The organism is Leucothrix pacifica (genome assembly GCF_003172875.1).
Lineage (GTDB): Bacteria > Pseudomonadota > Gammaproteobacteria > Thiotrichales > Thiotrichaceae > Leucothrix > Leucothrix pacifica.
In genome coordinates this window covers 2,720-24,205 of sequence record NZ_QGKM01000005.1, presented here as the reverse complement: position 1 = coordinate 24,205, position 21,486 = coordinate 2,720, and the positions used below count along the sequence as shown (strand labels likewise).

Annotated in this window: 37 protein-coding genes; 35 read left to right on the top strand and 2 right to left on the bottom strand. The window is 44.4% G+C overall.

The window, feature by feature from the left end:
- The 30 genes from rpsJ (at window position 1) to bioB (ending at window position 15,240) form a co-directional block, all read left to right on the top strand.
- Window positions 1–312: a 30S ribosomal protein S10 gene (gene rpsJ / locus DKW60_RS02595; RefSeq protein ID WP_109836108.1), complete on the top strand. Its 312-nt coding sequence runs from the start codon at window positions 1–3 to the stop codon at window positions 310–312.
- Between the two features lie 218 nt (window positions 313–530).
- Window positions 531–1,160 carry a 50S ribosomal protein L3 gene (gene rplC, locus DKW60_RS02590; RefSeq protein ID WP_109836107.1) on the top strand — a complete coding sequence of 210 codons (630 nt, stop codon included), beginning with the start codon at window positions 531–533 and terminating at the stop codon, window positions 1,158–1,160.
- A 5-nt stretch (window positions 1,161–1,165) separates the two neighbouring features.
- Entirely contained in the window at window positions 1,166–1,768 is a 603-nt protein-coding gene (rplD, locus tag DKW60_RS02585; RefSeq protein ID WP_109836106.1) for a 50S ribosomal protein L4, read from the top strand.
- The gene (rplW, locus tag DKW60_RS02580) at window positions 1,765–2,061 is read left to right on the top strand and encodes a 50S ribosomal protein L23 (protein WP_109836105.1); all 297 of its coding nucleotides are present in this window, start codon (window positions 1,765–1,767) and stop codon (window positions 2,059–2,061) included. Before rplD ends, rplW begins: the two co-directional genes overlap by 4 nt.
- Before the next feature lie 3 nt (window positions 2,062–2,064).
- On the top strand, window positions 2,065–2,892 hold the full coding sequence (gene rplB, locus DKW60_RS02575) for a 50S ribosomal protein L2 (protein ID WP_109836104.1): 828 nt from the start codon (window positions 2,065–2,067) through the stop codon (window positions 2,890–2,892).
- Between the two features lie 5 nt (window positions 2,893–2,897).
- Window positions 2,898–3,170 (top strand): 30S ribosomal protein S19, encoded by a 273-nt coding sequence (rpsS, locus tag DKW60_RS02570; RefSeq protein WP_022954427.1) that lies wholly within the window; start codon window positions 2,898–2,900, stop codon window positions 3,168–3,170.
- A gap of 6 nt (window positions 3,171–3,176) precedes the next feature.
- Window positions 3,177–3,515, top strand: coding sequence for a 50S ribosomal protein L22 (rplV, locus tag DKW60_RS02565; RefSeq protein WP_109836318.1), 339 nt, complete (start codon window positions 3,177–3,179; stop codon window positions 3,513–3,515).
- A 3-nt stretch (window positions 3,516–3,518) separates the two neighbouring features.
- Window positions 3,519–4,205, top strand: a complete 687-nt coding sequence (gene rpsC, locus DKW60_RS02560; RefSeq protein ID WP_109836103.1) for a 30S ribosomal protein S3 — start codon at window positions 3,519–3,521, stop codon at window positions 4,203–4,205.
- A 14-nt stretch (window positions 4,206–4,219) separates the two neighbouring features.
- Window positions 4,220–4,633: a 50S ribosomal protein L16 gene (rplP, locus tag DKW60_RS02555; RefSeq protein WP_109836102.1), complete on the top strand. Its 414-nt coding sequence runs from the start codon at window positions 4,220–4,222 to the stop codon at window positions 4,631–4,633.
- Window positions 4,633–4,827, top strand: coding sequence for a 50S ribosomal protein L29 (rpmC, locus tag DKW60_RS02550; protein WP_109836101.1), 195 nt, complete (start codon window positions 4,633–4,635; stop codon window positions 4,825–4,827). The genes rplP and rpmC overlap by 1 nt, the downstream gene beginning before the upstream one ends.
- A gap of 2 nt (window positions 4,828–4,829) precedes the next feature.
- Window positions 4,830–5,105, top strand: a complete 276-nt coding sequence (gene rpsQ / locus DKW60_RS02545; protein ID WP_109836100.1) for a 30S ribosomal protein S17 — start codon at window positions 4,830–4,832, stop codon at window positions 5,103–5,105.
- A 43-nt stretch (window positions 5,106–5,148) separates the two neighbouring features.
- Window positions 5,149–5,517: a 50S ribosomal protein L14 gene (rplN, locus tag DKW60_RS02540; RefSeq protein ID WP_109836099.1), complete on the top strand. Its 369-nt coding sequence runs from the start codon at window positions 5,149–5,151 to the stop codon at window positions 5,515–5,517.
- A gap of 15 nt (window positions 5,518–5,532) precedes the next feature.
- Window positions 5,533–5,847 carry a 50S ribosomal protein L24 gene (gene rplX, locus DKW60_RS02535; RefSeq protein WP_109836098.1) on the top strand — a complete coding sequence of 105 codons (315 nt, stop codon included), beginning with the start codon at window positions 5,533–5,535 and terminating at the stop codon, window positions 5,845–5,847.
- 10 nt (window positions 5,848–5,857) lie between these two features.
- Window positions 5,858–6,397: a 50S ribosomal protein L5 gene (rplE, locus tag DKW60_RS02530; RefSeq protein WP_109836097.1), complete on the top strand. Its 540-nt coding sequence runs from the start codon at window positions 5,858–5,860 to the stop codon at window positions 6,395–6,397.
- 12 nt (window positions 6,398–6,409) lie between these two features.
- Complete coding sequence (rpsN, locus tag DKW60_RS02525) at window positions 6,410–6,715, top strand: 30S ribosomal protein S14 (RefSeq protein WP_109836096.1); 306 nt, start codon at window positions 6,410–6,412, stop codon at window positions 6,713–6,715.
- A gap of 12 nt (window positions 6,716–6,727) precedes the next feature.
- The gene (gene rpsH / locus DKW60_RS02520; RefSeq protein WP_109836095.1) at window positions 6,728–7,123 is read left to right on the top strand and encodes a 30S ribosomal protein S8; all 396 of its coding nucleotides are present in this window, start codon (window positions 6,728–6,730) and stop codon (window positions 7,121–7,123) included.
- A 13-nt stretch (window positions 7,124–7,136) separates the two neighbouring features.
- Window positions 7,137–7,673, top strand: coding sequence for a 50S ribosomal protein L6 (rplF, locus tag DKW60_RS02515; protein WP_109836094.1), 537 nt, complete (start codon window positions 7,137–7,139; stop codon window positions 7,671–7,673).
- Window positions 7,674–7,692: 19 nt separating this feature from the next.
- Entirely contained in the window at window positions 7,693–8,046 is a 354-nt protein-coding gene (rplR, locus tag DKW60_RS02510; RefSeq protein WP_109836093.1) for a 50S ribosomal protein L18, read from the top strand.
- Between the two features lie 11 nt (window positions 8,047–8,057).
- Window positions 8,058–8,567: a 30S ribosomal protein S5 gene (gene rpsE, locus DKW60_RS02505; RefSeq protein WP_109836092.1), complete on the top strand. Its 510-nt coding sequence runs from the start codon at window positions 8,058–8,060 to the stop codon at window positions 8,565–8,567.
- 1 nt (window position 8,568) lies between these two features.
- Entirely contained in the window at window positions 8,569–8,757 is a 189-nt protein-coding gene (gene rpmD / locus DKW60_RS02500) for a 50S ribosomal protein L30 (protein ID WP_109836091.1), read from the top strand.
- A gap of 2 nt (window positions 8,758–8,759) precedes the next feature.
- Window positions 8,760–9,194, top strand: coding sequence for a 50S ribosomal protein L15 (rplO, locus tag DKW60_RS02495; protein ID WP_109836090.1), 435 nt, complete (start codon window positions 8,760–8,762; stop codon window positions 9,192–9,194).
- A gap of 41 nt (window positions 9,195–9,235) precedes the next feature.
- Complete coding sequence (gene secY / locus DKW60_RS02490) at window positions 9,236–10,567, top strand: preprotein translocase subunit SecY (protein WP_109836089.1); 1,332 nt, start codon at window positions 9,236–9,238, stop codon at window positions 10,565–10,567.
- Window positions 10,568–10,591: 24 nt separating this feature from the next.
- A complete protein-coding gene (gene rpmJ / locus DKW60_RS02485; protein ID WP_109824826.1) occupies window positions 10,592–10,705 on the top strand; it encodes a 50S ribosomal protein L36 in 114 nt (37 codons plus the stop codon).
- 133 nt (window positions 10,706–10,838) lie between these two features.
- Window positions 10,839–11,195, top strand: coding sequence for a 30S ribosomal protein S13 (rpsM, locus tag DKW60_RS02480; RefSeq protein ID WP_109836088.1), 357 nt, complete (start codon window positions 10,839–10,841; stop codon window positions 11,193–11,195).
- 20 nt (window positions 11,196–11,215) lie between these two features.
- Entirely contained in the window at window positions 11,216–11,602 is a 387-nt protein-coding gene (gene rpsK / locus DKW60_RS02475; RefSeq protein ID WP_109824821.1) for a 30S ribosomal protein S11, read from the top strand.
- A gap of 23 nt (window positions 11,603–11,625) precedes the next feature.
- Window positions 11,626–12,246 carry a 30S ribosomal protein S4 gene (gene rpsD, locus DKW60_RS02470; RefSeq protein ID WP_109836087.1) on the top strand — a complete coding sequence of 207 codons (621 nt, stop codon included), beginning with the start codon at window positions 11,626–11,628 and terminating at the stop codon, window positions 12,244–12,246.
- A 48-nt stretch (window positions 12,247–12,294) separates the two neighbouring features.
- Entirely contained in the window at window positions 12,295–13,278 is a 984-nt protein-coding gene (locus DKW60_RS02465; RefSeq protein ID WP_109836086.1) for a DNA-directed RNA polymerase subunit alpha, read from the top strand.
- A 45-nt stretch (window positions 13,279–13,323) separates the two neighbouring features.
- On the top strand, window positions 13,324–13,695 hold the full coding sequence (gene rplQ / locus DKW60_RS02460) for a 50S ribosomal protein L17 (protein ID WP_109836085.1): 372 nt from the start codon (window positions 13,324–13,326) through the stop codon (window positions 13,693–13,695).
- Between the two features lie 124 nt (window positions 13,696–13,819).
- A complete protein-coding gene (locus DKW60_RS02455) occupies window positions 13,820–14,203 on the top strand; it encodes a hypothetical protein (RefSeq protein WP_109836084.1) in 384 nt (127 codons plus the stop codon).
- Window positions 14,200–15,240 carry a biotin synthase BioB gene (bioB, locus tag DKW60_RS02450; protein WP_109836083.1) on the top strand — a complete coding sequence of 347 codons (1,041 nt, stop codon included), beginning with the start codon at window positions 14,200–14,202 and terminating at the stop codon, window positions 15,238–15,240. Before DKW60_RS02455 ends, bioB begins: the two co-directional genes overlap by 4 nt.
- A gap of 79 nt (window positions 15,241–15,319) precedes the next feature.
- Here the strand turns inward: bioB and DKW60_RS02445 are convergent, their stop codons facing one another.
- Both DKW60_RS02445 and DKW60_RS02440 read right to left on the bottom strand, forming a co-directional pair.
- Complete coding sequence (locus DKW60_RS02445; protein ID WP_109836082.1) at window positions 15,320–16,210, bottom strand: recombination-associated protein RdgC; 891 nt, start codon at window positions 16,208–16,210, stop codon at window positions 15,320–15,322.
- 80 nt (window positions 16,211–16,290) lie between these two features.
- Window positions 16,291–16,599 (bottom strand): BolA family protein, encoded by a 309-nt coding sequence (locus tag DKW60_RS02440; protein ID WP_109836081.1) that lies wholly within the window; start codon window positions 16,597–16,599, stop codon window positions 16,291–16,293.
- 106 nt (window positions 16,600–16,705) lie between these two features.
- Here DKW60_RS02440 and DKW60_RS02435 point away from each other — a divergent pair, with 106 nt between their 5' ends.
- The 5 genes from DKW60_RS02435 to DKW60_RS02415 form a co-directional block, all read left to right on the top strand.
- Window positions 16,706–17,677, top strand: coding sequence for an AAA family ATPase (locus tag DKW60_RS02435; protein WP_109836317.1), 972 nt, complete (start codon window positions 16,706–16,708; stop codon window positions 17,675–17,677).
- Between the two features lie 15 nt (window positions 17,678–17,692).
- Window positions 17,693–18,625: a DUF58 domain-containing protein gene (locus DKW60_RS02430; RefSeq protein WP_181389556.1), complete on the top strand. Its 933-nt coding sequence runs from the start codon at window positions 17,693–17,695 to the stop codon at window positions 18,623–18,625.
- Entirely contained in the window at window positions 18,622–19,107 is a 486-nt protein-coding gene (locus DKW60_RS02425) for a DUF4381 domain-containing protein (RefSeq protein WP_109836079.1), read from the top strand. The genes DKW60_RS02430 and DKW60_RS02425 overlap by 4 nt, the downstream gene beginning before the upstream one ends.
- Window positions 19,100–20,074 (top strand): VWA domain-containing protein, encoded by a 975-nt coding sequence (locus tag DKW60_RS02420; protein ID WP_109836078.1) that lies wholly within the window; start codon window positions 19,100–19,102, stop codon window positions 20,072–20,074. Before DKW60_RS02425 ends, DKW60_RS02420 begins: the two co-directional genes overlap by 8 nt.
- On the top strand, window positions 20,071–21,486 hold a 1,416-nt coding region (locus DKW60_RS02415; RefSeq protein WP_109836077.1), incomplete at its 3' end, for a VWA domain-containing protein. The genes DKW60_RS02420 and DKW60_RS02415, both read left to right, overlap by 4 nt.

Below are 21,486 nucleotides of genomic sequence, written 5' to 3'. Positions count from 1 at the left end.
ATGTCTAATCAAAGAATCCGTATTCGTTTAAAAGCGTTCGACCATAAATTAATCGATCGTTCTGCTAGCGAAATTGTTGAAACTGCTAAAAGAACAGGGGCTCGTGTTAAAGGTCCGATCCCATTGCCAACGCGCAAAGAGCGTTTCACTGTTTTGATCTCTCCGCACGTAAATAAAGATGCGCGTGATCAATACGAGATTCGTACACATAAGCGTCTGATGGATATTGTTGATCCAACAGAAAGAACTGTTGATGCACTAATGAAGCTGGATCTTGCAGCTGGTGTAGATGTACAGATCAAATTGAATTGATTTACTGCTAGTTAGAGTAGAAATAAGCAACAAAATATTTGGTAATAACTAGTGGTTTTCTAGTGCTACAAAAATGTGAATTTTATTGTTTATTAATGCTCTTGGTTCTGGCATAATTCAGCGCTTTCTTGGCTCGACCTCTGGTCGGGCCAATTTTTTCCAACAAAATAATGTTTAGAAGATAGCTCATCGTGGGCGTTTTTTAAGAGAGGTGCCACATGGCAATCAGTTTGCTGGGTCAAAAAGTTGGGATGACTCGAGTATTTAATGAAGATGGTTCTGCTACACCTGTAACAGTTCTAGAAGTTGCTCCTAACCGTGTATCACAGGTTAAGACAGTTGAAACTGACGGTTACAATGCCGTTCAGTTAGTAACTGGTACAAAAAAGGCTTCACGTGTTAATAAAGCACTTGCTGGTCACTATGCGAAGGCGGGTGTTGAAGCAGGTACTGCAGTACGTGAAGTTAGAATCGATCCTACAGAATATGAGCTTGGCTCGAGTATTTCTGTAGATGTATTCGAAGACGGTCAAATGATTGATGTGACTGGTGTTTCCAAAGGTAAAGGTTTTGCTGGTGTACTAAAGCGCTGGAACTTTGCTGGTAAAGACGCTACTCACGGTAACTCAATCAATCACCGTACTCCGGGTTCGATTGGTCAAAACCAGACTCCTGGCCGCGTTTTCAAAGGTAAGAAAATGTCAGGTCACATGGGTTCTGTAAATCACACTACACAAAACCTTCAGGTTGTTCGTGTAGATGCTGAAAGAAATTTGTTGCTGGTTAAAGGTGCAGTACCTGGGGCGAAAGGCTCAAGTGTTGTAATCAAGCCAGCTGTCAAGGGTTAATTACGATGGAATTACAAATCACCAATGGTGGTTCGTTGGAAGTCAATGAAGCGATCTTCGCTAAAGATTTCAATGAAACACTGGTTCACCAAGCGGTAGTAGCCTATATGGCTGGCGGCCGTTCTGGGACTAAGGCACAAAAAACTCGCTCAGAAGTGAGTGGCGGTGGCGCTAAGCCATGGCGTCAAAAAGGTACTGGACGTGCGCGTGCTGGTACTTCTCGCGGTCCAATCTGGCGTAAAGGTGGTGTTACATTTGCTGCAAAGCCACGTGACTACTCTAAGAAGTTAAATAAGAAAATGTATCGCGCTGCGATTCGTTCTATTTTCTCTGAGTTGGTTCGTCAGGATCGTTTGGTTTTAGTTGATGACTTTTCAATTGAAGAGCCAAAGACAAAGCTGATGGTCGCAAAATTAGCAGAATTGGCATGTAACGATGTGCTAATTATTACTGATGCTGATGATATGAATGTTCACCTGTCAACTCGCAATATCCCACATTGTGAAGCTCTGGATGTGACTTCTCTAAACCCTGTTAGTTTGGTTGGTCATGAGAAAGTTCTTATGACAACTGCTGCACTAGCTAAAGTTCAGGAGTGGTTAGCATGAACCAGGAACGTATCTATCAAGTTGTCTTCGGTCCACACGTAACTGAAAAGACAGTAAATATCTCTGAAATTGCAAACATGCAGGCTTTTAAAGTTTCTGTAGATGCAACTAAACTTGAAATCAAAAAAGCAATTGAGCAACTTTTTGAAGTTAAAGTTGATACTGTTCGTACCGTTAAAGTTAAAGGTAAGCAGAAAAACTTCGGTCGTCGTGCTGGAAAGCGCAAAGATTGGAAGAAGGCTTACGTTAAACTTGCTGATGGTCAGGCTATCGATCTTGGAGCTGAGGGATAAATCATGGCATTAGTTAAGATGAAGCCAACTTCTCCTGGTCGTCGCCATCAGGTTAAAGTTGTCAACAAAGAATTACACACTGGTAAGCCGCACAAGGCTTTGCTAGAGAGTCAAAGTAAGTGTGGTGGTCGTAATAATAACGGTCGTATCACTACTCGCCACGTTGGTGGTGGGCATAAGCAGCACTATCGTCTTATTGACTTTAAGCGCAATAAAGATGGTGTACCTGCGACGGTTGAGCGTTTGGAGTACGATCCAAATCGTACAGCTAACATCGCTTTGTTGAAGTATGCAGATGGTGAGCGTCGCTACATCATTGCGCCAAAGGGTGTTTCTGCAGGTGCTTCTATTATCTCTGGTGATTCAGCAGTTATTTCTGCTGGTAACGCTATGCAGATTAAAAATATTCCTGTTGGTACCGTTATTCACTGTGTTGAGATGAAACCTGGAAAGGGTGCTCAAATAGCACGTAGTGCTGGTACTTCTGTTCAGTTGATTGCTCGGGAAGGTCGCTACTCAACATTACGTCTTCGCTCTGGCGAAATGCGTAAAGTATTGTCTGCTTGTCGCGCAACAATCGGTGAAGTAGGTAATCAGGAGCACGGTCTTCGTAAGCTTGGTAAGGCTGGCGCGACACGTCATATGGGTATACGCCCGACAGTACGTGGTGTTGCAATGAATCCTATCGACCACCCACATGGTGGTGGTGAAGGTAAAACATCAGGTGGTCGTCATCCTGTATCGCCTTGGGGTACTCCTACTAAGGGCTTCAAGACTCGCAAGAATAAAAGTACGGATAAGTTGATCGTACGTCGCAGAAATAAGAGGTAATTGACGTGCCACGTTCCCTAAAGAAAGGTCCTTTCGTTGATCATCACTTGATGAACAAAGTACTTACAGCTGTAAAGAATAATGATCGTAAGCCAGTTAAGACATGGTCTCGTCGTTCAATGATTCTTCCTGAGATGGTTGGTCTAACTATCGCGGTACATAATGGTCGTCAACATGTCCCAGTTTTGATTAACGAAAATATGGTTGGACACAAGTTAGGTGAGTTTTCACCAACTCGCTTGTTCCGTGGTCATGTTGCGGATAAAAAAGCTAGGTAAATGATGATGGAAGTTTCAGCAAATTTAAGATTCGCACGAATCTCACCTCAAAAATGTCGCTTGGTGGCCGATCAAGTTCGTGGAATGCCTGTTGAGCAAGCGCTAGAGTTATTAGCGTTTAGCCCTAAGAAAGGCGCTGCGATCATTAAGAAAGTACTGAACTCAGCAATTGCTAATGCTGAGCATAACGAAGGTGCTGATATCGATGAGTTGTCTGTAACAAAGATCTATGTTGATCAAGGTCCGACAATGAAGCGTATTATGCCTCGTGCAAAAGGTCGCGCAGATAGAATTCTTAAGCGTACAAGTCATATTACGCTAGTTGTTGGCGATAAAGAGGTTTAAGTCATGGGTCAAAAAGTAAATCCAACTGGCATTCGTCTTGGTATCGCAACTGACTGGCGTTCTAAGTGGTATGCAGAAGGTAAAGAATATTCAACTTTCCTTCACAAGGACTTGGAAGTACGTAGTTTCTTGGAAAAGAAGCTCGCAAGTGCTTCAGTAAGTCGAATTCAGATTGAGCGTCCGGCGAAATCTGCATTCATCACAATTCACACTGCTCGACCTGGTGTTGTAATTGGTCAGAAAGGTGCAGATATCGAGAAGCTACGTCAGGAAACTGCAAAGCTGATGGATATTCATCCAAACAACGTTAAGCTGAATATCGAAGAGATTCGCAAGCCTGAACTGGATGCAAAATTAGTTGCAGAAAGTATTGCAAATCAGCTGGAACGTCGTATTATGTTCCGCCGTGCTATGAAGCGTGCCGTTAGTAATGCTATGCGTCTTGGTGCTTTAGGTATCAAGGTCAGTGTTTCGGGTCGCTTGAACGGTGCTGAGATTGCTCGTACTGAGTGGTATCGTGAAGGTCGTGTGCCATTGCACACACTTCGTGCAGATATCGACTATGCGACTTCCAGAGGTAACACAACTTACGGTGTAATTGGTGTGAAGGTCTGGATCTATAAGGGCGAGGTTTTTGATCTCGAACAGAAGCAAGCTAGTTCTAGTCAAAAGAACGGCAAGAAGAAGTAATTTAGAGGTTCGAGATGTTACAGCCTAAAAGAACTAAATTCCGCAAGCAGTTTAAAGGTCGCAACCGTGGTCTTGCTGTTACCGGTAGTAAAGTAAGTTTTGGTGAGTTTGGTCTGAAAGCTACAGAGCGTGGAAGACTAACAGCTCGTCAAATCGAATCAGCACGTCGTGCTATGACTCGTCATATCAAACGTGGTGGTAAAATTTGGATCCGTGTTTTTCCTGATAAGCCAATTACCAGCAAGCCATTAGAAGTACGTATGGGTAAAGGTAAGGGTAACGTTGAGTATTGGGTTTGCCAAATTCAGCCAGGCCGGATGTTATATGAAATGGAAGGTGTTTCAGAAGAGTTAGCTCGTGAAGCTTTCGCACTTGCTGCAGCAAAACTTCCAATGAAGACAGTGTTTGTTACTCGTGAGGTAATGTAATGAAAGCGAGTGAATTACGTAGTAAAAGTGCTGAAGAGCTGAATGAAGAGTTGTTAAGCACGTTGAAAGAGCAGTTTGCTCTTCGCATGCAGCAAGCAACTGGTCAGCTTTCTCGTCCTTCTGATATGAAGTTGGCAAGACGTAAGATTGCTAGAATCAAAACAATCTTAAACGAAATGCAGGCAGGTAAGTAATCATGAGTGAAGAAGCACAAGTTTCAAGCACAGAAGTAAAACACACGATGCAAGGCGTCGTGGTTGGCGACAAGATGGATAAGACGATTACTGTCATGACTGAGCGTAAAGTTCGTCATCCTATCTATGGTAAGTACATCCGTCGTTCAACAAAATATCATGTTCATGATGAAGAGAATGTTTGTAAAGTAGGCGACACAGTGATTTTTCACGAGTGCCGTCCACTTTCTAAAACAAAATCTTGGTCATTGATCAAAAAAGTTGTTGAAGGCGCTTAATTGCACCTTCAACGTATTTAACGCTGAAGTCGGAATATAAATCATGATTCAGATGCAAACTGTTCTACAAGTAGCAGATAATAGTGGTGCTCGCAGAGTCAAGTGCATAAAAGTACTTGGTGGATCGCATCGTCGCTATGCGGCGATTGGAGATATCATCAAAGTAAGTATTCAGGAAGCAATTCCACGTGGCAAAGTTAAGAAAGGCGACGTTTACAATGCAGTTGTTGTTCGTACAGCAACAGGTGTTAGACGCAGAGACGGATCTCTAATTCGTTTCGATGGTAACTCTGCAGTTTTACTTAACTCTAAAAATGAGCCAATGGGTACTCGTATCTTTGGTCCTGTAACACGTGAGTTGAGAGCTAAAAACTTCATGAAAATTATTTCTCTTGCTCCAGAAGTGCTTTAAGGCTAGGTATTACTGATGAATAAGTTAAATAAAGGTGATGAGGTCGTTGTAATTAGCGGTAAGGACAAAGGTCGTCGCAGCACAATTACAAAGATCCTTGATGGTAAGGTTTTAGTTCAAGGCGTGAACACTGCTAAGAAACATCAAAAAGGTAATCCTAATGCAGGTGTTACTGGTGGCATTATCGATAAAGATTTGCCAATTGATATTTCTAACGTGATGTTGGTTAACCCAGCCACCGGCAAGGGTGATCGTGTTGGTATTAAGGTTCTGGAAGACGGGAAAAAGGTTCGCTTTTTCAAGTCCAACGGCGAAATAGTAGGGGCTTGAGGTTATTACGATGGCTAGATTAGAAGAGCTTTACAGAGAGAAGCTTGTGAAGGAATTACAAGAATCTCTAGGTTGTAGTAACGTAATGGAAGTGCCTAAAATTACGCACATTACATTAAATATGGGTCTTGGCGAAGCAGTTGGCGATAAGAAGATTATCGAAAAAGCTGTTGAAGATATGGCATTGATCTCAGGTCAGAAGCCTGTTGTAACAATGTCTCGCAAGTCTATCGCAGGTTTTAAAATCCGTGATAACTGGCCTATTGGTTGCAAGGTAACCTTACGTCGCGAAAAAATGTACGAATTCCTTGATCGTTTGATCACTGTTTCGATTCCTCGTGTACGTGATTTCCGTGGTTTGAATCCTCGCTCATTTGATGGTCGTGGTAACTACAATCTTGGTTTCAATGAGCAAATCATTTTCCCTGAGATTGATTACGACAAGATCGATGCTATTCGCGGGCTGGATATTGCTATTGCAACAACAGCTAAGACAAATGAAGAAGGTAAAGCATTGTTAGATGCTTTCAAGTTCCCCTTCAAGAAATAGAGGTTTTAAGCAATGGCTAAGAAATCAATGATTGCACGCGAAGCAAAGCGTACTAAGTTAGTAGAGAAATATGCTACTAAACGTGCTGAGCTTAAAGCGATTATCAATAAACCAACAAGTAGCTTTGAAGAAGTGATGGCAGCTGTGGATAGTCTACAGAAGTTACCAAGAAACAGCAGTGCAGCACGTCAACGTCGTCGTTGTGCTCTGACTGGTCGCCCTCATGGTGTTTATCGTAAGTTTGGTCTATCACGTATTCAGCTAAGAGAAGCTATGATGCGCGGTGATGTTCCAGGCTTATCAAAAGCTAGCTGGTAAGGAATACGTATTATGAGTATGAGCGATCCTATTGCAGATATGCTAACGCGTATCCGTAACGGTCAACGAGCCAGTAAGAGCAGTGTTTCTTTCCCGGCGTCAAAGTTGAAAAAGTCTGTATTAGAAGTCTTGGTATCAGAAGGTTATATTTCTGGTTACGCTTCTGGCGAATCAGATGGTAAGCCGACTATTACTGTTGATCTTAAGTACTATCAGGGTAAGCCTGTTATCAGTAAGATCCAACGTGTCAGTCGTCCTGGCTTGCGCATTTTTAGAGGTAAGGACGATTTACCTGAGATCCTTGGTGGTCTTGGTGTAGCAATTGTTTCAACCTCAAAAGGTGTGATGAGTGGAAAAGCAGCTAAAGCAGCAGGCTTTGGCGGCGAAGTAATCTGCTCAGTTGAATAAGAAGGTCTGAATCATGTCAAGAATTGCAAAAAATCCTGTTGTCGTACCTTCGGGCGTACAACTGAAAATTGATGGTCAGAACCTGGAAATCAAAGGTGCTAAAGGTGCTTTTGATTACACTGTTCACAAAACTGTTCAGGTTTCTGAAGACGATGGAAAACTAAACTTCGCACCTGCCGAAGGCTGTAATGACTCAGCTTGGGCAATGGCGGGAACTATGCGCTCACTAGTGAGCAATATGGTTCAGGGCGTTAGTGAAGGTTTCGAGCGCAAGCTTGAGCTGGTTGGTGTTGGTTATCGTGCACAGATGAGTGGCAAGGCAATCAACCTATCACTAGGTTTCTCGCACCCGGTTCTATTTGAACTACCTGAAGGTGTATCTGCTGAACTTCCTAGCCAGACAGAAATTATTCTGCGTGGTCCGGACAAGCAGGTGTTAGGTCAGGCTGCGGCGAACATCCGCGCTTATCGCCCACCAGAGCCTTACAAAGGTAAGGGTGTTAAGTACGCTGGTGAACATATTGTTCGCAAAGAAGCGAAGAAGAAGTAAGATTTAGTAGAGGTTTATGATGAACAAGAAAGATGCTCGTATTCGTCGTGGTAAGCGCAGTCGTTCCAAGATGCGTGAATTACGCGTAGATCGATTGTCAGTACATCGTTCTTCTCGCCACATCTATGCTCAGGTTATTTCTGCAGAAACAAATGAAGTGCTCGCTAGTGCTTCAACTGTAGAAAGTGGTCTGCGTACAGATTTGGCGTTCACTGGTAACACTGATGCAGCGACTGCAGTTGGTAAACTAGTTGCAGAGCGTGCAAAAGAGAAAGGCGTTGAATCAGTTGCATTCGATCGCTCAGGTTTTAAATATCATGGCCGTATTAAGGCGCTTGCAGATGCAGCGCGTGAAGCGGGACTACAGTTCTAAGGTGACCCTGAATGGCGAAGCAAGATAATACAGATGTAGCTGCAGATGGCCTGCAGGAGAAACTGGTTCACGTAAACCGCGTTGCAAAAGTAGTAAAAGGTGGACGTGTATTTGGTTTTACAGCACTAACAGTAGTTGGTGATGGTAACGGACGAATCGGTTTTGGTTACGGTAAAGCTCGTGAAGTACCTGTTGCGATTCAAAAAGCAATGGAAAAAGCACGTAAGAGCATGGTAACCGTACCATTAGTAGACGGCACACTTCAGTACCCAATTGATGCACGTCACGGTGCTGCTCATGTATTCATGAAGCCAGCATCTGAAGGTACAGGTATCATTGCCGGTGGTGCGATGCGCGCAGTATTTGAAGTGGTTGGTGTTAAAAACGTACTTGCTAAGTGTGTTGGTTCACGTAACCCGATCAATGTTGTTCGTGCAACGATCAAAGGTTTAGGCGACATGAACTCTCCTGAGATGATTGCTGCTAAGCGTGGAAAAACCGTTGAAGAGGTGAAGAGCTGAGATGGCTGCTGAAAAATCTTTAAAGGTGACCTTGTATAAGAGTCTTAACGGACGTCTTAAGTCACACCAGGATTGCGCACATGGTTTAGGTATTCGTAAGATGCATAACCCAGTTGTTGTAATTGATACTCCAGAGAACCGTGGCATGATCAATAAGATCTCGTACATGGTTAAAGTCGAGGAAGTTTAATCATGAGACTTAATACTCTAAAGCCTGCTGACGGTAGTACTAAAGACCGTAAGCGCGTTGGTCGCGGAATTGGTTCTGGTCTTGGTAAGACTGCCGGTCGTGGTCATAAAGGACAAAAATCTCGCTCTGGTGGTTTCCACAAGTCAGGATTTGAAGGTGGTCAGATGCCTTTACAGCGTCGTCTGCCAAAAGTTGGTTTTACGTCGCGTAAGTCACGTGTTACCACTGAAGTCCGTTTAAACGAGATTGCATCTCTTGAAGCTGAGATCGTTGATCTTGAAGCTCTGAAAGCTGCAAATATTGTTAGTAAAAACATTCGGTTTGCTAAAGTTATTTTGTCTGGCGAGATCAATAAAGCTGTGACACTTAAAGGTATCGGTGCTACCAAGGGCGCACAGTCTGCCATTGAAGCTGCCGGGGGCAAAGTCGAAGAATAACAACCGGAGATTACTCTGTGGCACGTCAGAATCCTACAAGTATGCTCGGTGGTTTGAGCAAGTCAGCTGAAATAAAACAAAGATTACTCTTTGTTTTTTTCGCTCTGATTGTTTATAGAATTGGTACTTTTATACCGATTCCGGGTGTTAACCCGGCCGCATTGCAGCAGTTTTTTGATCAAAACACCGGAACTATTCTCGGTGTTTTTAATATGTTTTCTGGTGGAGCACTACAGCGATTAAGTCTGTTTGCACTTGGTATCATGCCCTACATTTCGGCATCTATCATCGTGCAGCTGATGACAACTGTTGTACCGTCACTAGAGCAACTTAAGAAAGAGGGTGAGGCTGGTAAGCGAAAGATTACTCAGTACACTCGCTACGGGACTGTTGGTCTTGCGCTGTTCCAAAGTATCGGTATTGCCGTTGCTTTAGGTGGGCAAGATCTTGGTGGTGGTCAAACAATCGCATTGAATCCAGGTTCTGGCTTTGTCATCACTACGGTGATCTCACTAGTAACAGGCACTCTTTTCTTGATGTGGTTGGGAGAGCAGATTACTGAAAGAGGTATCGGTAACGGTATTTCTTTGATTATCTTCGCGGGTATTGTTGCTGGTTTACCAAGCGCAATTGGCGGAACACTTGAGTTAGCTAGAAATGGTGAACTACGTCCTGAGTTTGTAATTATTCTTTTGGCGATGGCTGTACTGGTTACTGCGTTTGTTGTGTTTGTTGAGCGTGCTCAACGTCGCATCACCGTTAACTATGCTAATCGTCAGCAAGGCAGAAAAATGGCAATGGGGCAGTCAAGCCACTTGCCTCTGAAGTTGAATATGGCTGGTGTTATTCCGCCGATTTTTGCTTCAAGTATTATTTTGTTCCCTTCAACCCTTGGATCGTGGTTCTCACGTTCAGAAGGTATGGAGTGGATGGCTGCGATTGTGAATAAGCTGCAACCTGGTCAGCCTCTGTATATTCTGTTTTATGCATTGGCGATCATATTCTTTACGTTCTTCTACACAGCGTTAGTGTTTAACTCTCGCGAAACTGCAGATAACTTAAAGAAAGCGGGTGCGTTTATTCCGGGTATCAGACCAGGTCGTGAAACAGCTAAGTATATCGATGGTGTAATGACTCGCTTAACAGCAGTTGGTGCTATCTACATTACATTAGTGTGTTTGTTACCTGAGTTCTTGATTTATGGTTGGAAGGTTCCGTTCTACTTCGGTGGTACTTCCTTGTTAATCATCGTGGTTGTTGTAATGGATTTCTTGGCTCAAGTTCAGGGGCATATGATGTCTCAGCAGTACGAAGGCCTGATGAAGAAAGCGAATTTTAAAGCTGGTGGCAAGAACAAGCCGCGTACCAGTTGATAGTATTCTGTTGAGGATTTTAAGATGAAGGTACGTGCTTCAGTAAAAAAGATGTGTCGTAACTGCCGCGTTGTAAAACGCAAAGGTGTAGTACGAATCATTTGTTCTGACCCAAGACATAAACAACGTCAAGGTTAAAACAAACCTAGGTAGGAAAGAAGCTACTATAGAGATGCAATTTGCATCTCTATAAGTTTTTTTTCGCTTGTATTGATTAACGTCGATGATTGGGGTAAAGTCCCCCGTCCCTCGACTGCCTGGAGATAGGTTAATGGCTCGAATAGCGGGTATTAATATCCCTGTTAACAAACATGTTGTGATCGCTTTGACTGCGATTTACGGTATTGGACGTACACGTTCACAACAAGTTTGTGATGCTGCAAATGTTGTAGCAACTACGAAAATTCGCGACCTGACTGAGGACGAAGTTGAAAAGCTGCGTACTGAGATTGGTAAGTTCACTGTAGAAGGTGACTTGAGACGTGAAGTTTCAATGAATATCAAGCGTCTGATGGACCTTGGTTGCTACCGTGGTATTCGTCACCGTCGTGGTCTTCCACTACGTGGCCAACGTACTAAAACAAATGCTCGCACGCGTAAAGGCCCTCGTAAGCCGATTCGCAAGTAACAGACGATAGGAATTGAAACATGGCTAAAGCCACAAAAGCGCGTAAAAAAGTCAAAAAGTCCGTAAGCGATGGTATCGCTCACGTACATGCGTCTTTCAATAACACAATTATCACAATCACTGATCGTCAGGGTAATGCTCTTTCTTGGGCTACTGCTGGTGGTTCTGGATTCCGTGGTTCCCGCAAGAGTACACCATTCGCTGCGCAGGTTGCTGCAGAGCGTGCTGGTGAAGCTGCGAAAGAATATGGTCTAAAGAACTTGGATGTAATGGTCAAAGGGCCTGGTCCTGGTCGTGAATCTGCTGTTCGTGCATTGAACAACATTGGTTACAAGATCACACAGATTATGGATGTTACACCGATTCCACATAACGGTTGCCGTCCACCAAAGAAACGTCGCGTTTAGTCGCAATATTCAGGAGATAGGTTATGGCCCGATATATTGGTGCTAAGTGTAAATTAATGCGTCGTGAAGGAACAGATTTGTTCCTGAAAGGGCGTGGTCGTTCTTTGGAAGGTAAATGTAAACTGGATAAAATTCCAGGTGTACACGCTGAGCGTCGTACCCGCCTTTCTGAATACGGTCTACAGCTTCGTGAGAAGCAGAAAGTTAAACGTTCTTACGGTGTGCTTGAAAAGCAATTCCGTAACTACTACAAGAAAGCTTCACGTCTTAAAGGTTCTACAGGTGAAAACTTGCTACAACTTTTAGAGTGTCGTTTGGATAACGTTGTTTACCGCATGGGTTATGCATCTACCAGAGCTGAAGCTCGTCAGATGGTAAGTCATAAGTCAGTAATGGTTAATGGTTCTTTAGTAAACATCCCTTCATACTCAGTTAAAGCTGGTGATACTGTTTCTATTCGTGAAAAAGCGAAAAAGCAAACTCGCATCCAGGATGCTATGTCTGTTGCTGAGCAACTAGGCTTCGTCGGTTGGGTTGAAGTTGATGCAAAGAAACTTGAGGGTACATTCAAAGCTGTACCAGAGCGCGACGAGTTATCTTCAGAGATCAATGAGTCTCTCATCGTGGAACTTTACTCTAAGTAATAAGCTGTTTATTCAGTTTCATTATTTAGTTATTTTTGAGGGATTGTTATAGTGTCTACTGCAACAGATTTACTAAAGCCTCGTAACATTCAGGTTAGTGAAGTCAATGGCCGGACATCTAAGATAGTACTGGAGCCGCTTGAACGCGGCTTTGGTCACACTCTTGGTAATGCTCTGCGTAGAATACTTCTATCGTCTATCTCTGGTTGTGCCGTTACAGAAGTTAAGATCAGCGGTGTTGATCACGAGTACACTGCTATAGAAGGTGTTAAGGAAGATGTTGTTGAGATTCTATTGAATCTTAAAGGTCTTGCTGTACGTCTGAATGAGAAAGATAGTGTTACTTTGGATCTACGCAAATCTGGTCCTGGCACTGTAACTGCTGCTGATATTCGTCTTGATCATGACGTCGAGTTAATTGACCCTGATCACGTTATCGCAACCATCACATCTGATGTTGAGCTTGAAATGAGCATCACTATCGCACGTGGTCGTGGTTATCAGCCAGCTAGTGTTCGTCGTGGGCCAGATGCTGAAGAGCTACCATTGGGTACCTTAGTGCTTGATTCTAGTTTCAGCCCAGTGGTTCGTGTCGCATACACAGTTGATAGTGCGCGCGTTGAACAGCGTACAGATATGGATAAGCTGATCATCGAGCTTGAAACTGATGGTTCAGTTGGTCCACAAGAAGCAATTAGTCGCGCAGCGACAATTCTTCATGAGCAATTAGCTGTCTTCTTCGATCTGACAATCGTAGAGCAAGAGCCTGTAGAAGAGCCTGAGCCAGAAGTTGACCCTGTTCTGTTAAGACCAGTTGATGACTTAGAGCTTACTGTTCGTTCTGCGAACTGCCTGAAGGCAGAACAAGTTTATTACATCGGTGATTTGGTACAGAAGACAGAGAACGAACTGTTGAAAACTCCAAATCTTGGTAAGAAATCTTTGACTGAAATCAAAGATGTATTGGCGTCACACGGTCTTACACTAGGTGCAAGATTAGAGAACTGGCCGCCATCGACCATCGATAAATAATTCTGCCGATTGGCATAGATTAGAATTTAGGTAAGGATGTAGAAAATGCGTCATCGTAATATTGGCCGTCAATTGAGCCGTAACAGTAGCCATCGTAAGGCGACACTTCAGAGTCTTTCTAATGCAGTCATCCTGCATGGAGCTATCAAGACTACTGTAGCTAAAGCTAAAGAGCTTCGTCGTGTGGTTGAGCCACTAGTGACTCGTGCTAAAGTTGATTCAGTACATAACCGTCGTATCGTGTTTGCTCGTCTTCGTGACAAGGAAACAACAGGTATTTTATTCAATGAATTAGGTCAGCGTTATCAGGATCGCCCTGGTGGCTACTTGCGTATCATCAAGTGCGGTTATCGTGCTGGTGACAACGCACCAATGGCTTACATTGAGTTTGTTGACCGTCCGGAAGAAGCTGCATAATTCTTTACTGACGTGTTAAAAAAAGCTGAGTATATCTCAGCTTTTTTTATGCCTGCTATTTGAGTATCAAATCATCTGCTATGTCATACTGACCTTTTGTAAGTCTTCATAGGTGTAATGCATCATGGATGTCATTGTTGACAAGATAGAGCCCGCCGATAAATCTAAAAAATCAGCAAGAATGTTTACCTTCGGAAATCTGATTGCTGTTTCTTTCCCTCCATTTTTCGTACTTTGGTTTGGTGCGTCGATTCTTGTCTATGCTATTTACCGTCACCATCCGAACAAGCGTGTGGGGTACTACACTCAAATTGCGGCCTACTACTACTATGCAATGGCCGGCTTACTAGTGCCCTTGCTAACCTTTGCGCCAGATGGCTTTCTGAGAAATAACTGGGTGTTGTTGTGGGCGATTTACGCTGTGGTTATGGTAATATTATCTTTTTTTCTGTTACGGAAAATTAATAACGAAGTGTGGGAAGATGTTCACTACAAGGGAAAAGAATGAACGAATTACGTAATGATTGGTTGGTAGAAGAAGTTGAAGCTTTATTCGAGCTTCCATTTAATGATCTGTTGTTCCGTGCACATCAATTGCATCGTGAAAACTTCAATGTCAATGAAATACAAATGAGTACTTTGTTGAGTATCAAAACAGGTGCATGCCCGGAAGATTGTTCTTACTGTTCTCAAAGTGCCATTAACGATACTGGCTTAGAGCGTGAGCGTCTATTGGAATTGCAGGCTGTAAAAAAGGCTGCCGCTGAAGCAAAAGCAAATGGCTCCACACGTTTCTGTATGGGCGCCGCATGGCGTAACCCTACTGACAAAAGCTTGGACAAAGTGATTGATATGGTCACGGAAGTCAAAGCAATGGGTATGGAGACATGTGTGACCCTCGGCATGTTGACAGAGCAGCAAGCCAAAAGGCTCAATGAAGCAGGTTTGGACTACTATAATCATAATCTGGACACATCTCCTGAGTTCTATGGTGAAGTCATCACAACTCGCACCTACCAAGATCGTATCGATACGATTCAACATGTTCGTGATGCAGGTATCAATGTCTGTTCGGGTGGTATTTTAGGTATGGGTGAGACCCGCTACGACCGTGCTCGCTTATTGCAAGAGTTAGCTAACTTGCCTGAACATCCGGGTTCAGTACCGATCAATGACCTTGTTCAGGTGAAAGGTACGCCTCTGGATGGTATCGATAAACTGGATGCTTTTGAGTTCATTAGAACTGTCGCTGTAGCAAGAATTCTGATGCCAAAGTCATATGTGCGTTTATCAGCAGGTCGTACTGAAATGAATGAACAGACTCAGGCGATGTGTTTCTTTGCAGGTGCCAACTCCATGTTCTATGGAGACCGTCTGCTAACTACTGAGAACCCTGAGGAAGATAAAGACAAGGCCTTGTTAGCAAAGTTAGGTATGCAACCTGAGAAAGCTAAGTTTGAAGTGACTAATGAGGAAGAGGTGGATGTCTCATCGCTGGATCATATCAAAGTCGCAGTTGAAGAAAAGGTATCTGCTACCGCATAAAATTACTTCAGCTATTCGCTAAGACTGAAAAGCCCGGAACACTGAGTGTATCCGGGCTTTTCTATGTGTCTAAACGAACTTAAGTCAGCTCTTTAATCAGATCAGGAATTAGTTTAGATACTTCGCCAGTCATCAGAGTAAACTCAATATCAACTCTTTCCTCGTGCGATTGAGGATCCTGTTCATTCATTTGCTCATCCAAAACATCGAGGAATTTAAGCTTTTTGATGATGAGATCATCTGCAACCACAAAGCTTATTTTTTTATCCCAGACGAGTGCTAATTTAGAAACTACTTTACCAGATTGTAGGTTGCTCTTTACTTCATCGGTACCTAACTCGTGCTTCCTAAAGGCTGCGATACCCTGATCTTCACCAGAACCTTTTAGTTCAGTTTCATCGCCAATCTCAAACGGCTCCGGGGATTGATATTCTGTTAGCCACTGAGTCAGAATAGGACTAACAGCCTCGGACTTTGGTGGAACAACCGGAAGGCTACCAATTGTCTTTCTCAGTAGCGTACTAAAGGCTTCTGCGCGAGTAGCTGATGGTGTATTGATGACTAGCCAACCACCTTTTAAGTCAATCCAGGCATCAAGCTTTTGAGTGCGTGTGAATGCGCGAGGCAGTAGTTCATCTTCGATTCTTTCGCGTAGTTCCTTTTTCTCTTTGGCGCCAACACGACGATTCTCGCGTTCTTGTAATTCTGTAACGCGCTCATCCAACTCTTCCTTAACGACAGATGCCGGCAGCAGGCGCTCTTGTCGTGCCATTGTTAGCAATACAAAGTTATTGACAGAGTGAGTATAGGCTTGCGAGTTTTTGCCAAGAGGCGGAACCCAGCCCATGCTTTCACGTTGTGTCGCTGAACATTCAACAAATGGCTTAGCACTTAATGCTTCGTGTAGCGAGTCTGCATCTTGCTTGAATTCTTTTTCGAACTGATACAGGTAGAGATTTTTAAACCACATAATATTTATTTTAGCTGGGAAAAAGAGGCGAGATTATGCACCAATTGATTCAGTGGCACAAAGCGGTGTGTTTAAATTTATTATTTACCGCCACCCAGGCACTCCGGTGACTCTGGAACTTTGCCAGCTTTTTCAAAGTATTCGTCTGGGGTCAGTGTATGTATCGCCAGCGCATGAATCGTTTGTAGCTCCTCACTCAGAGTCTTATTAACCATACGATGACGACCTATTAAGCGTTGTCCCTCAAACTCAGCCGATACAACGGTTACTTTAAAATGCGACTCAGAACCTTCCGGAACATTGTGCATATAACTCTCGTTGACTACTTCTAAGTAATCAGGTGAAAAGGTTTGCTCTAGCTTTTGCTCAATAATAGATTGAATGGTCATGAATTAAGAATCCTTAACGATCAGAAATTACCTTGAATTCGGGCGAGTCTGCTACCATATCTAGCGGAAACCCAAACTACAATTAATAATGAATTGGACAGGCAGCATGCAGCAGAAACAACGTTTTGACAAGCTTCAGCAATATGTGAGTGGCAAAATTATTGGCCAAAGTGATTTGGTAAATCGCTTATTAGTGGCGATGCTCGCCGATGGTCATTTACTTGTTGAAGGTGCGCCTGGTTTGGCAAAGACTAGGGCTATCCAAGTATTAAGTGAGGCTGTTGAAGGGGATTTCCATCGAGTGCAGTTCACACCAGACTTATTGCCGGCAGATATAACAGGTACAGAAATATTCCAGCCGCAAACAGGCGAGTTTGAATTTAGAAAAGGGCCGTTGTTTCATAACTTGGTGTTAGCTGATGAAATTAACCGTGCCCCTGCAAAGGTACAGTCCGCACTGCTCGAGGCGATGGCTGAGCGTCAAATAACCGTTGCCGGAGTCACTTATAAATTAGCTGAACCATTCATGGTGATGGCTACTCAAAATCCTATCGAGCAAGAAGGAACCTATCATTTACCAGAAGCCCAGCTGGATCGTTTCCTCATGCATGTCAGAGTAGGGTATCCAAATCTTGAAGCGGAAAAGCAAATCCTCCATCTGAATCGAGCGGAAGCATTAGATGATATTCAAAAGACCACACATGCACCTGAGATACACATCACAAAGCAGGATATAAGCGAAGCGCGTCAGCAAGTAATGCAGCTTTACATGGCTGATAGTGTCGAGGAATATCTGCTACAGCTGGTGATGGCAACGCGTCAGCCCGAAGCGTATAGCGAGGAGCTTGCTGGAATCATCGCTTTTGGTGCCAGCCCTCGTGCAACCATGGCATTAGACCGGTGCGCCAGAGCGCATGCTTGGCTCAATGGGCGTGACTACGTCGGACCGGATGATGTGCAGAGTATTGCTCACGATGTATTGAGACATCGTATTTTGCTGAGCTTTGAAGGTGAAGCAAGCGGTAAAACCAGTGATGAAGTAATCGACACATTATTAAGCTTGGTTGCCGTTCCTTAAGTCATGAAAACCGCGATGAAACAACGCGATACATCTGGTGCTGGTTTGGTTTTCAGCACACTCGATAGCTTGTTATCCCAACAGCAGTCGGCCCGTATGCTGATGCAAAAAAACCGCTACCGCAAAGCCACAAAGCAAGCCGGTAATCATCAGGTACGACAACTTGGCCGAGGGATGGAGTTTGCCGAATCACGTCCGTACAGTCCTGGTGATGACATCCGCAGTATGGATTGGAAAGTGACAGCGCGCACTGGTGAACCTCACACTAAGTTATTCGAAGAAGAGCGCGAACGCCCCGTATTGTTGTGGTGTGATTTCAGGCCCAGTATGTTCTTTGCAACGCGTGGTCAGTTTAAGTCAGTTGTGATGTGTGAACTGAGTGCGATATTGTCATGGAAAAGCTGGTTGTCTGGTGACCGCATCGGTGCTCTGTTACTGAGTGGGTCAGAGCACATGGAAATGCGTCCCGCCAGAAGTAAGTCAAAGGTGCTACAACTGTTGCAACGTCTGGCAGATTATTCAATGCTTATTCCCGACTTTAGTGTAAAGGCCGACGTAAGTTTGGCGGACTCTTGGCAGCGACTAAGACGTGTGTTATCTCCGGGCAGTCAGGTGGTCTTATTGAGTGATTTCAGAAGTCTGGATGCTGAGGCAGAGCAGCAGTTACGTCGGATAGCACGTCACGCTAATTTGACCTTAGTTGCAATTACTGACCCTTTTGAGCATCAGCTACCTGAAAAAACTCAGCTCAAATTAAGCGATGGTCTACGGTTTTTGAGACTCAACACAGCAAAAGCGGGTATTCGGAAAGATTATCGTGAGCGTGATTTGAGCCATACAGAGCAAGTGCGCCAGCTGGCTATGCAATGCCATGCTAATCTCATTGAGGTATCCACTGCTGACAGCGAGCAGGTGCGTCTGGCAAAACTCAGGGGAGCAGGTGTATGAACCCGAACCCTCTGGATCAGTTAAAAGATATTCATCTGCCGACTGAGGTTAGCTGGTGGCCAATAGCACCGGGTTGGTGGTTACTGGCACTTCTTGTCCTGCTAGTACTATTCACATTGTGGAAGCTATGGCGTAAATCTCGTCAGGCATCACAGCGCTATCAGCAAATCGTTACAGCCGTTGATGAGTTGGAAGCGGATAGTCAGTTGGATGAAAAAGAGTGGTTGGCTGCATTGTCAGCACTGTTAAGACGTCTCGCTATTAATCTTGATGGTCGTCAGCAAAGTGCCGGTTTAGTCGGGAAGGAGTGGTTGGCTTACCTCGATAAACAAGGGAATACGCAGGCATTCACACAAGGTGTCGGTCAAGTATTGGCTAGTTCACCTTATCAGGCATCAGTTGACTATAATCGTAAGGAATTGCTGACATTGGTTCGGCGCTGGTTAAAAGTGCAATCCAGACGAGGTCCTACTCATGCTTGAGTGGCAGTGGATTTGGTCATTTGCATTATTGCCGCTACCGCTCTTGGTTTGGTGGTTATTAAAGCCAACTGTTAGTAAATCTGAGGCTGCGCTGCGTGTGCCATTTATACAGGATTTACCACAGCCCGCAAACCTTGAAGCTAAACGTAGTTGGCGCTGGCTGGCAAAGCTATGCGCGGTAATAGCTTGGTGTGCATTAATAGCAGGGTTAGCGCGTCCGGTCATGGTGGGTGAGCTGGTACAGCTACCGGTCAGTGGCCGAAATCTAATGCTGGCAGTCGATCTCTCGTTGAGTATGCAGGAAGCGGATTATCAGCTAGGCAATAGAAACGTGGATCGCCTGACCGCCACTAAATATGTGGCCGGTGAATTTATTGAGCGTAGAGAAGGTGATCGCATCGGTTTGATTTTGTTTGGAGATCAGGCTTATCTGCAAGCGCCGCTGACATTTGATCGTAAAACGGTGCGGCGTTTACTGGATGAATCTGCACTGGGGTTAGCCGGACGAAATACCGCCATTGGTGATGCAATCGGTCTGGCGCTGAAGCGACTCAATGAGCAGCCAGATTCTGAGCATATTTTGGTGTTAATGACTGATGGTGAGAATACTGCCGGAGCAGTCTCTGTGGACGATGCCGCGCAAATGGCGGCTAAAAATGGTTTGAAAATTTACACAGTCGGGATTGGTTCAGAACATCAAAGTAACAGAGGTGGCTTCTTTGCACCACAGCGTTCTGGATTGGATGAAGCAACACTGATCAGAATTGCCGATATGACCAATGGGCAGTATTTCAGAGCAAGTGATACGGATACTTTCCTGGAAATTTATAACGAACTGGATCGTCTGGAACCGATAGAAAGGAATCAACAACAATGGCGTCCGCGTACTGACCTTTTCTACTGGCCGTTAGCTTTAGCACTCCTGCTTGGCATGTTGAGTATCCTGATTCGGGAGAAAAGCGAATGAGTATGTTAGACGACTTTCATTTCATTTATCCCTATTGGTTTTTGCTGATCCCCGTAATCTTGTTGTTAGTTTGGTGGTTAGCAAAGCGCTCGGTCGGTAATCAGGCTTGGCAGCACTTTATCGATGAGCGTTTACGCCCGTTTGTCATTAGCGGTCAACAACAGGGTGATGGCCGTTGGTTGAGATACAGTGTGCTGCTTGCTTCATTGATAGCAATTATTGCACTCGCCGGACCGAGTTGGCAGAAGCGCGAATTACCCGCTTTTCAGACGCAGCAAGGTTTGGTTCTGGGGTTTGATCTTTCCAGCTCAATGTTGGCGGCTGATGTCGCTCCTAATCGCCTGAATCGTGCGCGATTCAAATTAATGGATTTGCTTCAATTGCGCAATGAAGGGCAAACCGGCTTAGTGGTGTTTGCCGGTGATGCATTTGCGGTAAGTCCGCTGACGGATGATCGTGAGAACATTATTGCACAAGTCAAAAACCTATCTCCGGGCATCATGCCAGCACAAGGCAGTTTGGTTTATCGGGGTATTGATGAGTCGGTCGAGCTATTAAGACAGGCAGGTTATGCTCAAGGCGATATTCTGATCATTGCTGATGGCGTTGCTGATTTAAGCAGAACGTTAAGAAGCGCCGAAGCTGCCAATGTAGCGGGCTATCGTGTATCGGTCGCGTCTATTGGAAGTGAAGAGGCTGTGACTATCCCATTATCTCAAAATGATGTATACCGCGATCAACAGGGCCAGCCAATTTTGGTTAAACAGAATAAGTCTTCATTGCAAGACATTGCAGACAGTGGTGGTGGCATCTTCCAGTCTTTAAGCCTTGGGGATAGTGATATTGAGCGTTTTCAGCAATTTTTCCAAAGCGATAACTCTCCACTATTAGAAAATACTGAGCGCTCTGTGGAACACTGGCAAAACGAAGGTATCTGGCTGTTGTGGCTGTTGCTACCAATGGCGGCTCTTTTATTTAGAAAAGGGTATTTGTTTAGTGTGGTGATGACTTCAGGTCTGCTAGTGGGGCTGCTTAGTGTGCCACAAAACAGCTATGCATTTACTTGGGATGATCTGTGGTTGAATGCTGATCAGCAAGCGCATCGCGCCTTACTTAATCAGGATGCCGAGGCAGCCAAGGCATTGTTCAAGTCTCCTGAGTGGAAAGCAGCAGCGGCGTATCGCAACGGTGACTATGAAGAGTCCGCCGGTTTATTTGAGCAACAGCAAACTGTTGATTCTCACTATAACCGTGGCACGGCACTGGCTAAGTCGGGCAAGATTAAAGAGGCAATCGAAGCATACGATCAGGCCCTGTCCTTGCAGCCTAATCATGAGGACGCGAAGTTTAATCGTGATTTATTAGAAAAAATGCAGAACCAGCAGAACCAACAGAACCAGCAGAACCAGCAG

Coding starts and splice junctions, on each gene's coding strand:
- rplW (WP_109836105.1), top strand. CDS start 1,765: ATGAACCAGGAACGTATCTATCAAGTTGTCTTCGGTCCACACGTAACT.
- DKW60_RS02445 (WP_109836082.1), bottom strand. CDS start 16,210: ATGTGGTTTAAAAATCTCTACCTGTATCAGTTCGAAAAAGAATTCAAG.
- rplR (WP_109836093.1), top strand. CDS start 7,693: ATGAACAAGAAAGATGCTCGTATTCGTCGTGGTAAGCGCAGTCGTTCC.
- rpsE (WP_109836092.1), top strand. CDS start 8,058: ATGGCGAAGCAAGATAATACAGATGTAGCTGCAGATGGCCTGCAGGAG.
- DKW60_RS02425 (WP_109836079.1), top strand. CDS start 18,622: ATGAACCCGAACCCTCTGGATCAGTTAAAAGATATTCATCTGCCGACT.
- rpsJ (WP_109836108.1), top strand. CDS start 1: ATGTCTAATCAAAGAATCCGTATTCGTTTAAAAGCGTTCGACCATAAA.
- rplB (WP_109836104.1), top strand. CDS start 2,065: ATGGCATTAGTTAAGATGAAGCCAACTTCTCCTGGTCGTCGCCATCAG.
- rpsK (WP_109824821.1), top strand. CDS start 11,216: ATGGCTAAAGCCACAAAAGCGCGTAAAAAAGTCAAAAAGTCCGTAAGC.
- rplP (WP_109836102.1), top strand. CDS start 4,220: ATGTTACAGCCTAAAAGAACTAAATTCCGCAAGCAGTTTAAAGGTCGC.
- rpmJ (WP_109824826.1), top strand. CDS start 10,592: ATGAAGGTACGTGCTTCAGTAAAAAAGATGTGTCGTAACTGCCGCGTT.
- rplD (WP_109836106.1), top strand. CDS start 1,166: ATGGAATTACAAATCACCAATGGTGGTTCGTTGGAAGTCAATGAAGCG.
- rplQ (WP_109836085.1), top strand. CDS start 13,324: ATGCGTCATCGTAATATTGGCCGTCAATTGAGCCGTAACAGTAGCCAT.
- rpmD (WP_109836091.1), top strand. CDS start 8,569: ATGGCTGCTGAAAAATCTTTAAAGGTGACCTTGTATAAGAGTCTTAAC.
- rpsD (WP_109836087.1), top strand. CDS start 11,626: ATGGCCCGATATATTGGTGCTAAGTGTAAATTAATGCGTCGTGAAGGA.
- rpsM (WP_109836088.1), top strand. CDS start 10,839: ATGGCTCGAATAGCGGGTATTAATATCCCTGTTAACAAACATGTTGTG.
- secY (WP_109836089.1), top strand. CDS start 9,236: ATGCTCGGTGGTTTGAGCAAGTCAGCTGAAATAAAACAAAGATTACTC.
- rpsH (WP_109836095.1), top strand. CDS start 6,728: ATGAGTATGAGCGATCCTATTGCAGATATGCTAACGCGTATCCGTAAC.
- DKW60_RS02455 (WP_109836084.1), top strand. CDS start 13,820: ATGGATGTCATTGTTGACAAGATAGAGCCCGCCGATAAATCTAAAAAA.
- bioB (WP_109836083.1), top strand. CDS start 14,200: ATGAACGAATTACGTAATGATTGGTTGGTAGAAGAAGTTGAAGCTTTA.
- rplE (WP_109836097.1), top strand. CDS start 5,858: ATGGCTAGATTAGAAGAGCTTTACAGAGAGAAGCTTGTGAAGGAATTA.
- DKW60_RS02430 (WP_181389556.1), top strand. CDS start 17,693: ATGAAACAACGCGATACATCTGGTGCTGGTTTGGTTTTCAGCACACTC.
- DKW60_RS02435 (WP_109836317.1), top strand. CDS start 16,706: ATGCAGCAGAAACAACGTTTTGACAAGCTTCAGCAATATGTGAGTGGC.
- rplN (WP_109836099.1), top strand. CDS start 5,149: ATGATTCAGATGCAAACTGTTCTACAAGTAGCAGATAATAGTGGTGCT.
- rplX (WP_109836098.1), top strand. CDS start 5,533: ATGAATAAGTTAAATAAAGGTGATGAGGTCGTTGTAATTAGCGGTAAG.
- rpmC (WP_109836101.1), top strand. CDS start 4,633: ATGAAAGCGAGTGAATTACGTAGTAAAAGTGCTGAAGAGCTGAATGAA.
- rplV (WP_109836318.1), top strand. CDS start 3,177: ATGGAAGTTTCAGCAAATTTAAGATTCGCACGAATCTCACCTCAAAAA.
- rplC (WP_109836107.1), top strand. CDS start 531: ATGGCAATCAGTTTGCTGGGTCAAAAAGTTGGGATGACTCGAGTATTT.
- rpsC (WP_109836103.1), top strand. CDS start 3,519: ATGGGTCAAAAAGTAAATCCAACTGGCATTCGTCTTGGTATCGCAACT.
- rpsN (WP_109836096.1), top strand. CDS start 6,410: ATGGCTAAGAAATCAATGATTGCACGCGAAGCAAAGCGTACTAAGTTA.
- rpsQ (WP_109836100.1), top strand. CDS start 4,830: ATGAGTGAAGAAGCACAAGTTTCAAGCACAGAAGTAAAACACACGATG.
- rplF (WP_109836094.1), top strand. CDS start 7,137: ATGTCAAGAATTGCAAAAAATCCTGTTGTCGTACCTTCGGGCGTACAA.
- DKW60_RS02420 (WP_109836078.1), top strand. CDS start 19,100: ATGCTTGAGTGGCAGTGGATTTGGTCATTTGCATTATTGCCGCTACCG.
- DKW60_RS02440 (WP_109836081.1), bottom strand. CDS start 16,599: ATGACCATTCAATCTATTATTGAGCAAAAGCTAGAGCAAACCTTTTCA.
- rplO (WP_109836090.1), top strand. CDS start 8,760: ATGAGACTTAATACTCTAAAGCCTGCTGACGGTAGTACTAAAGACCGT.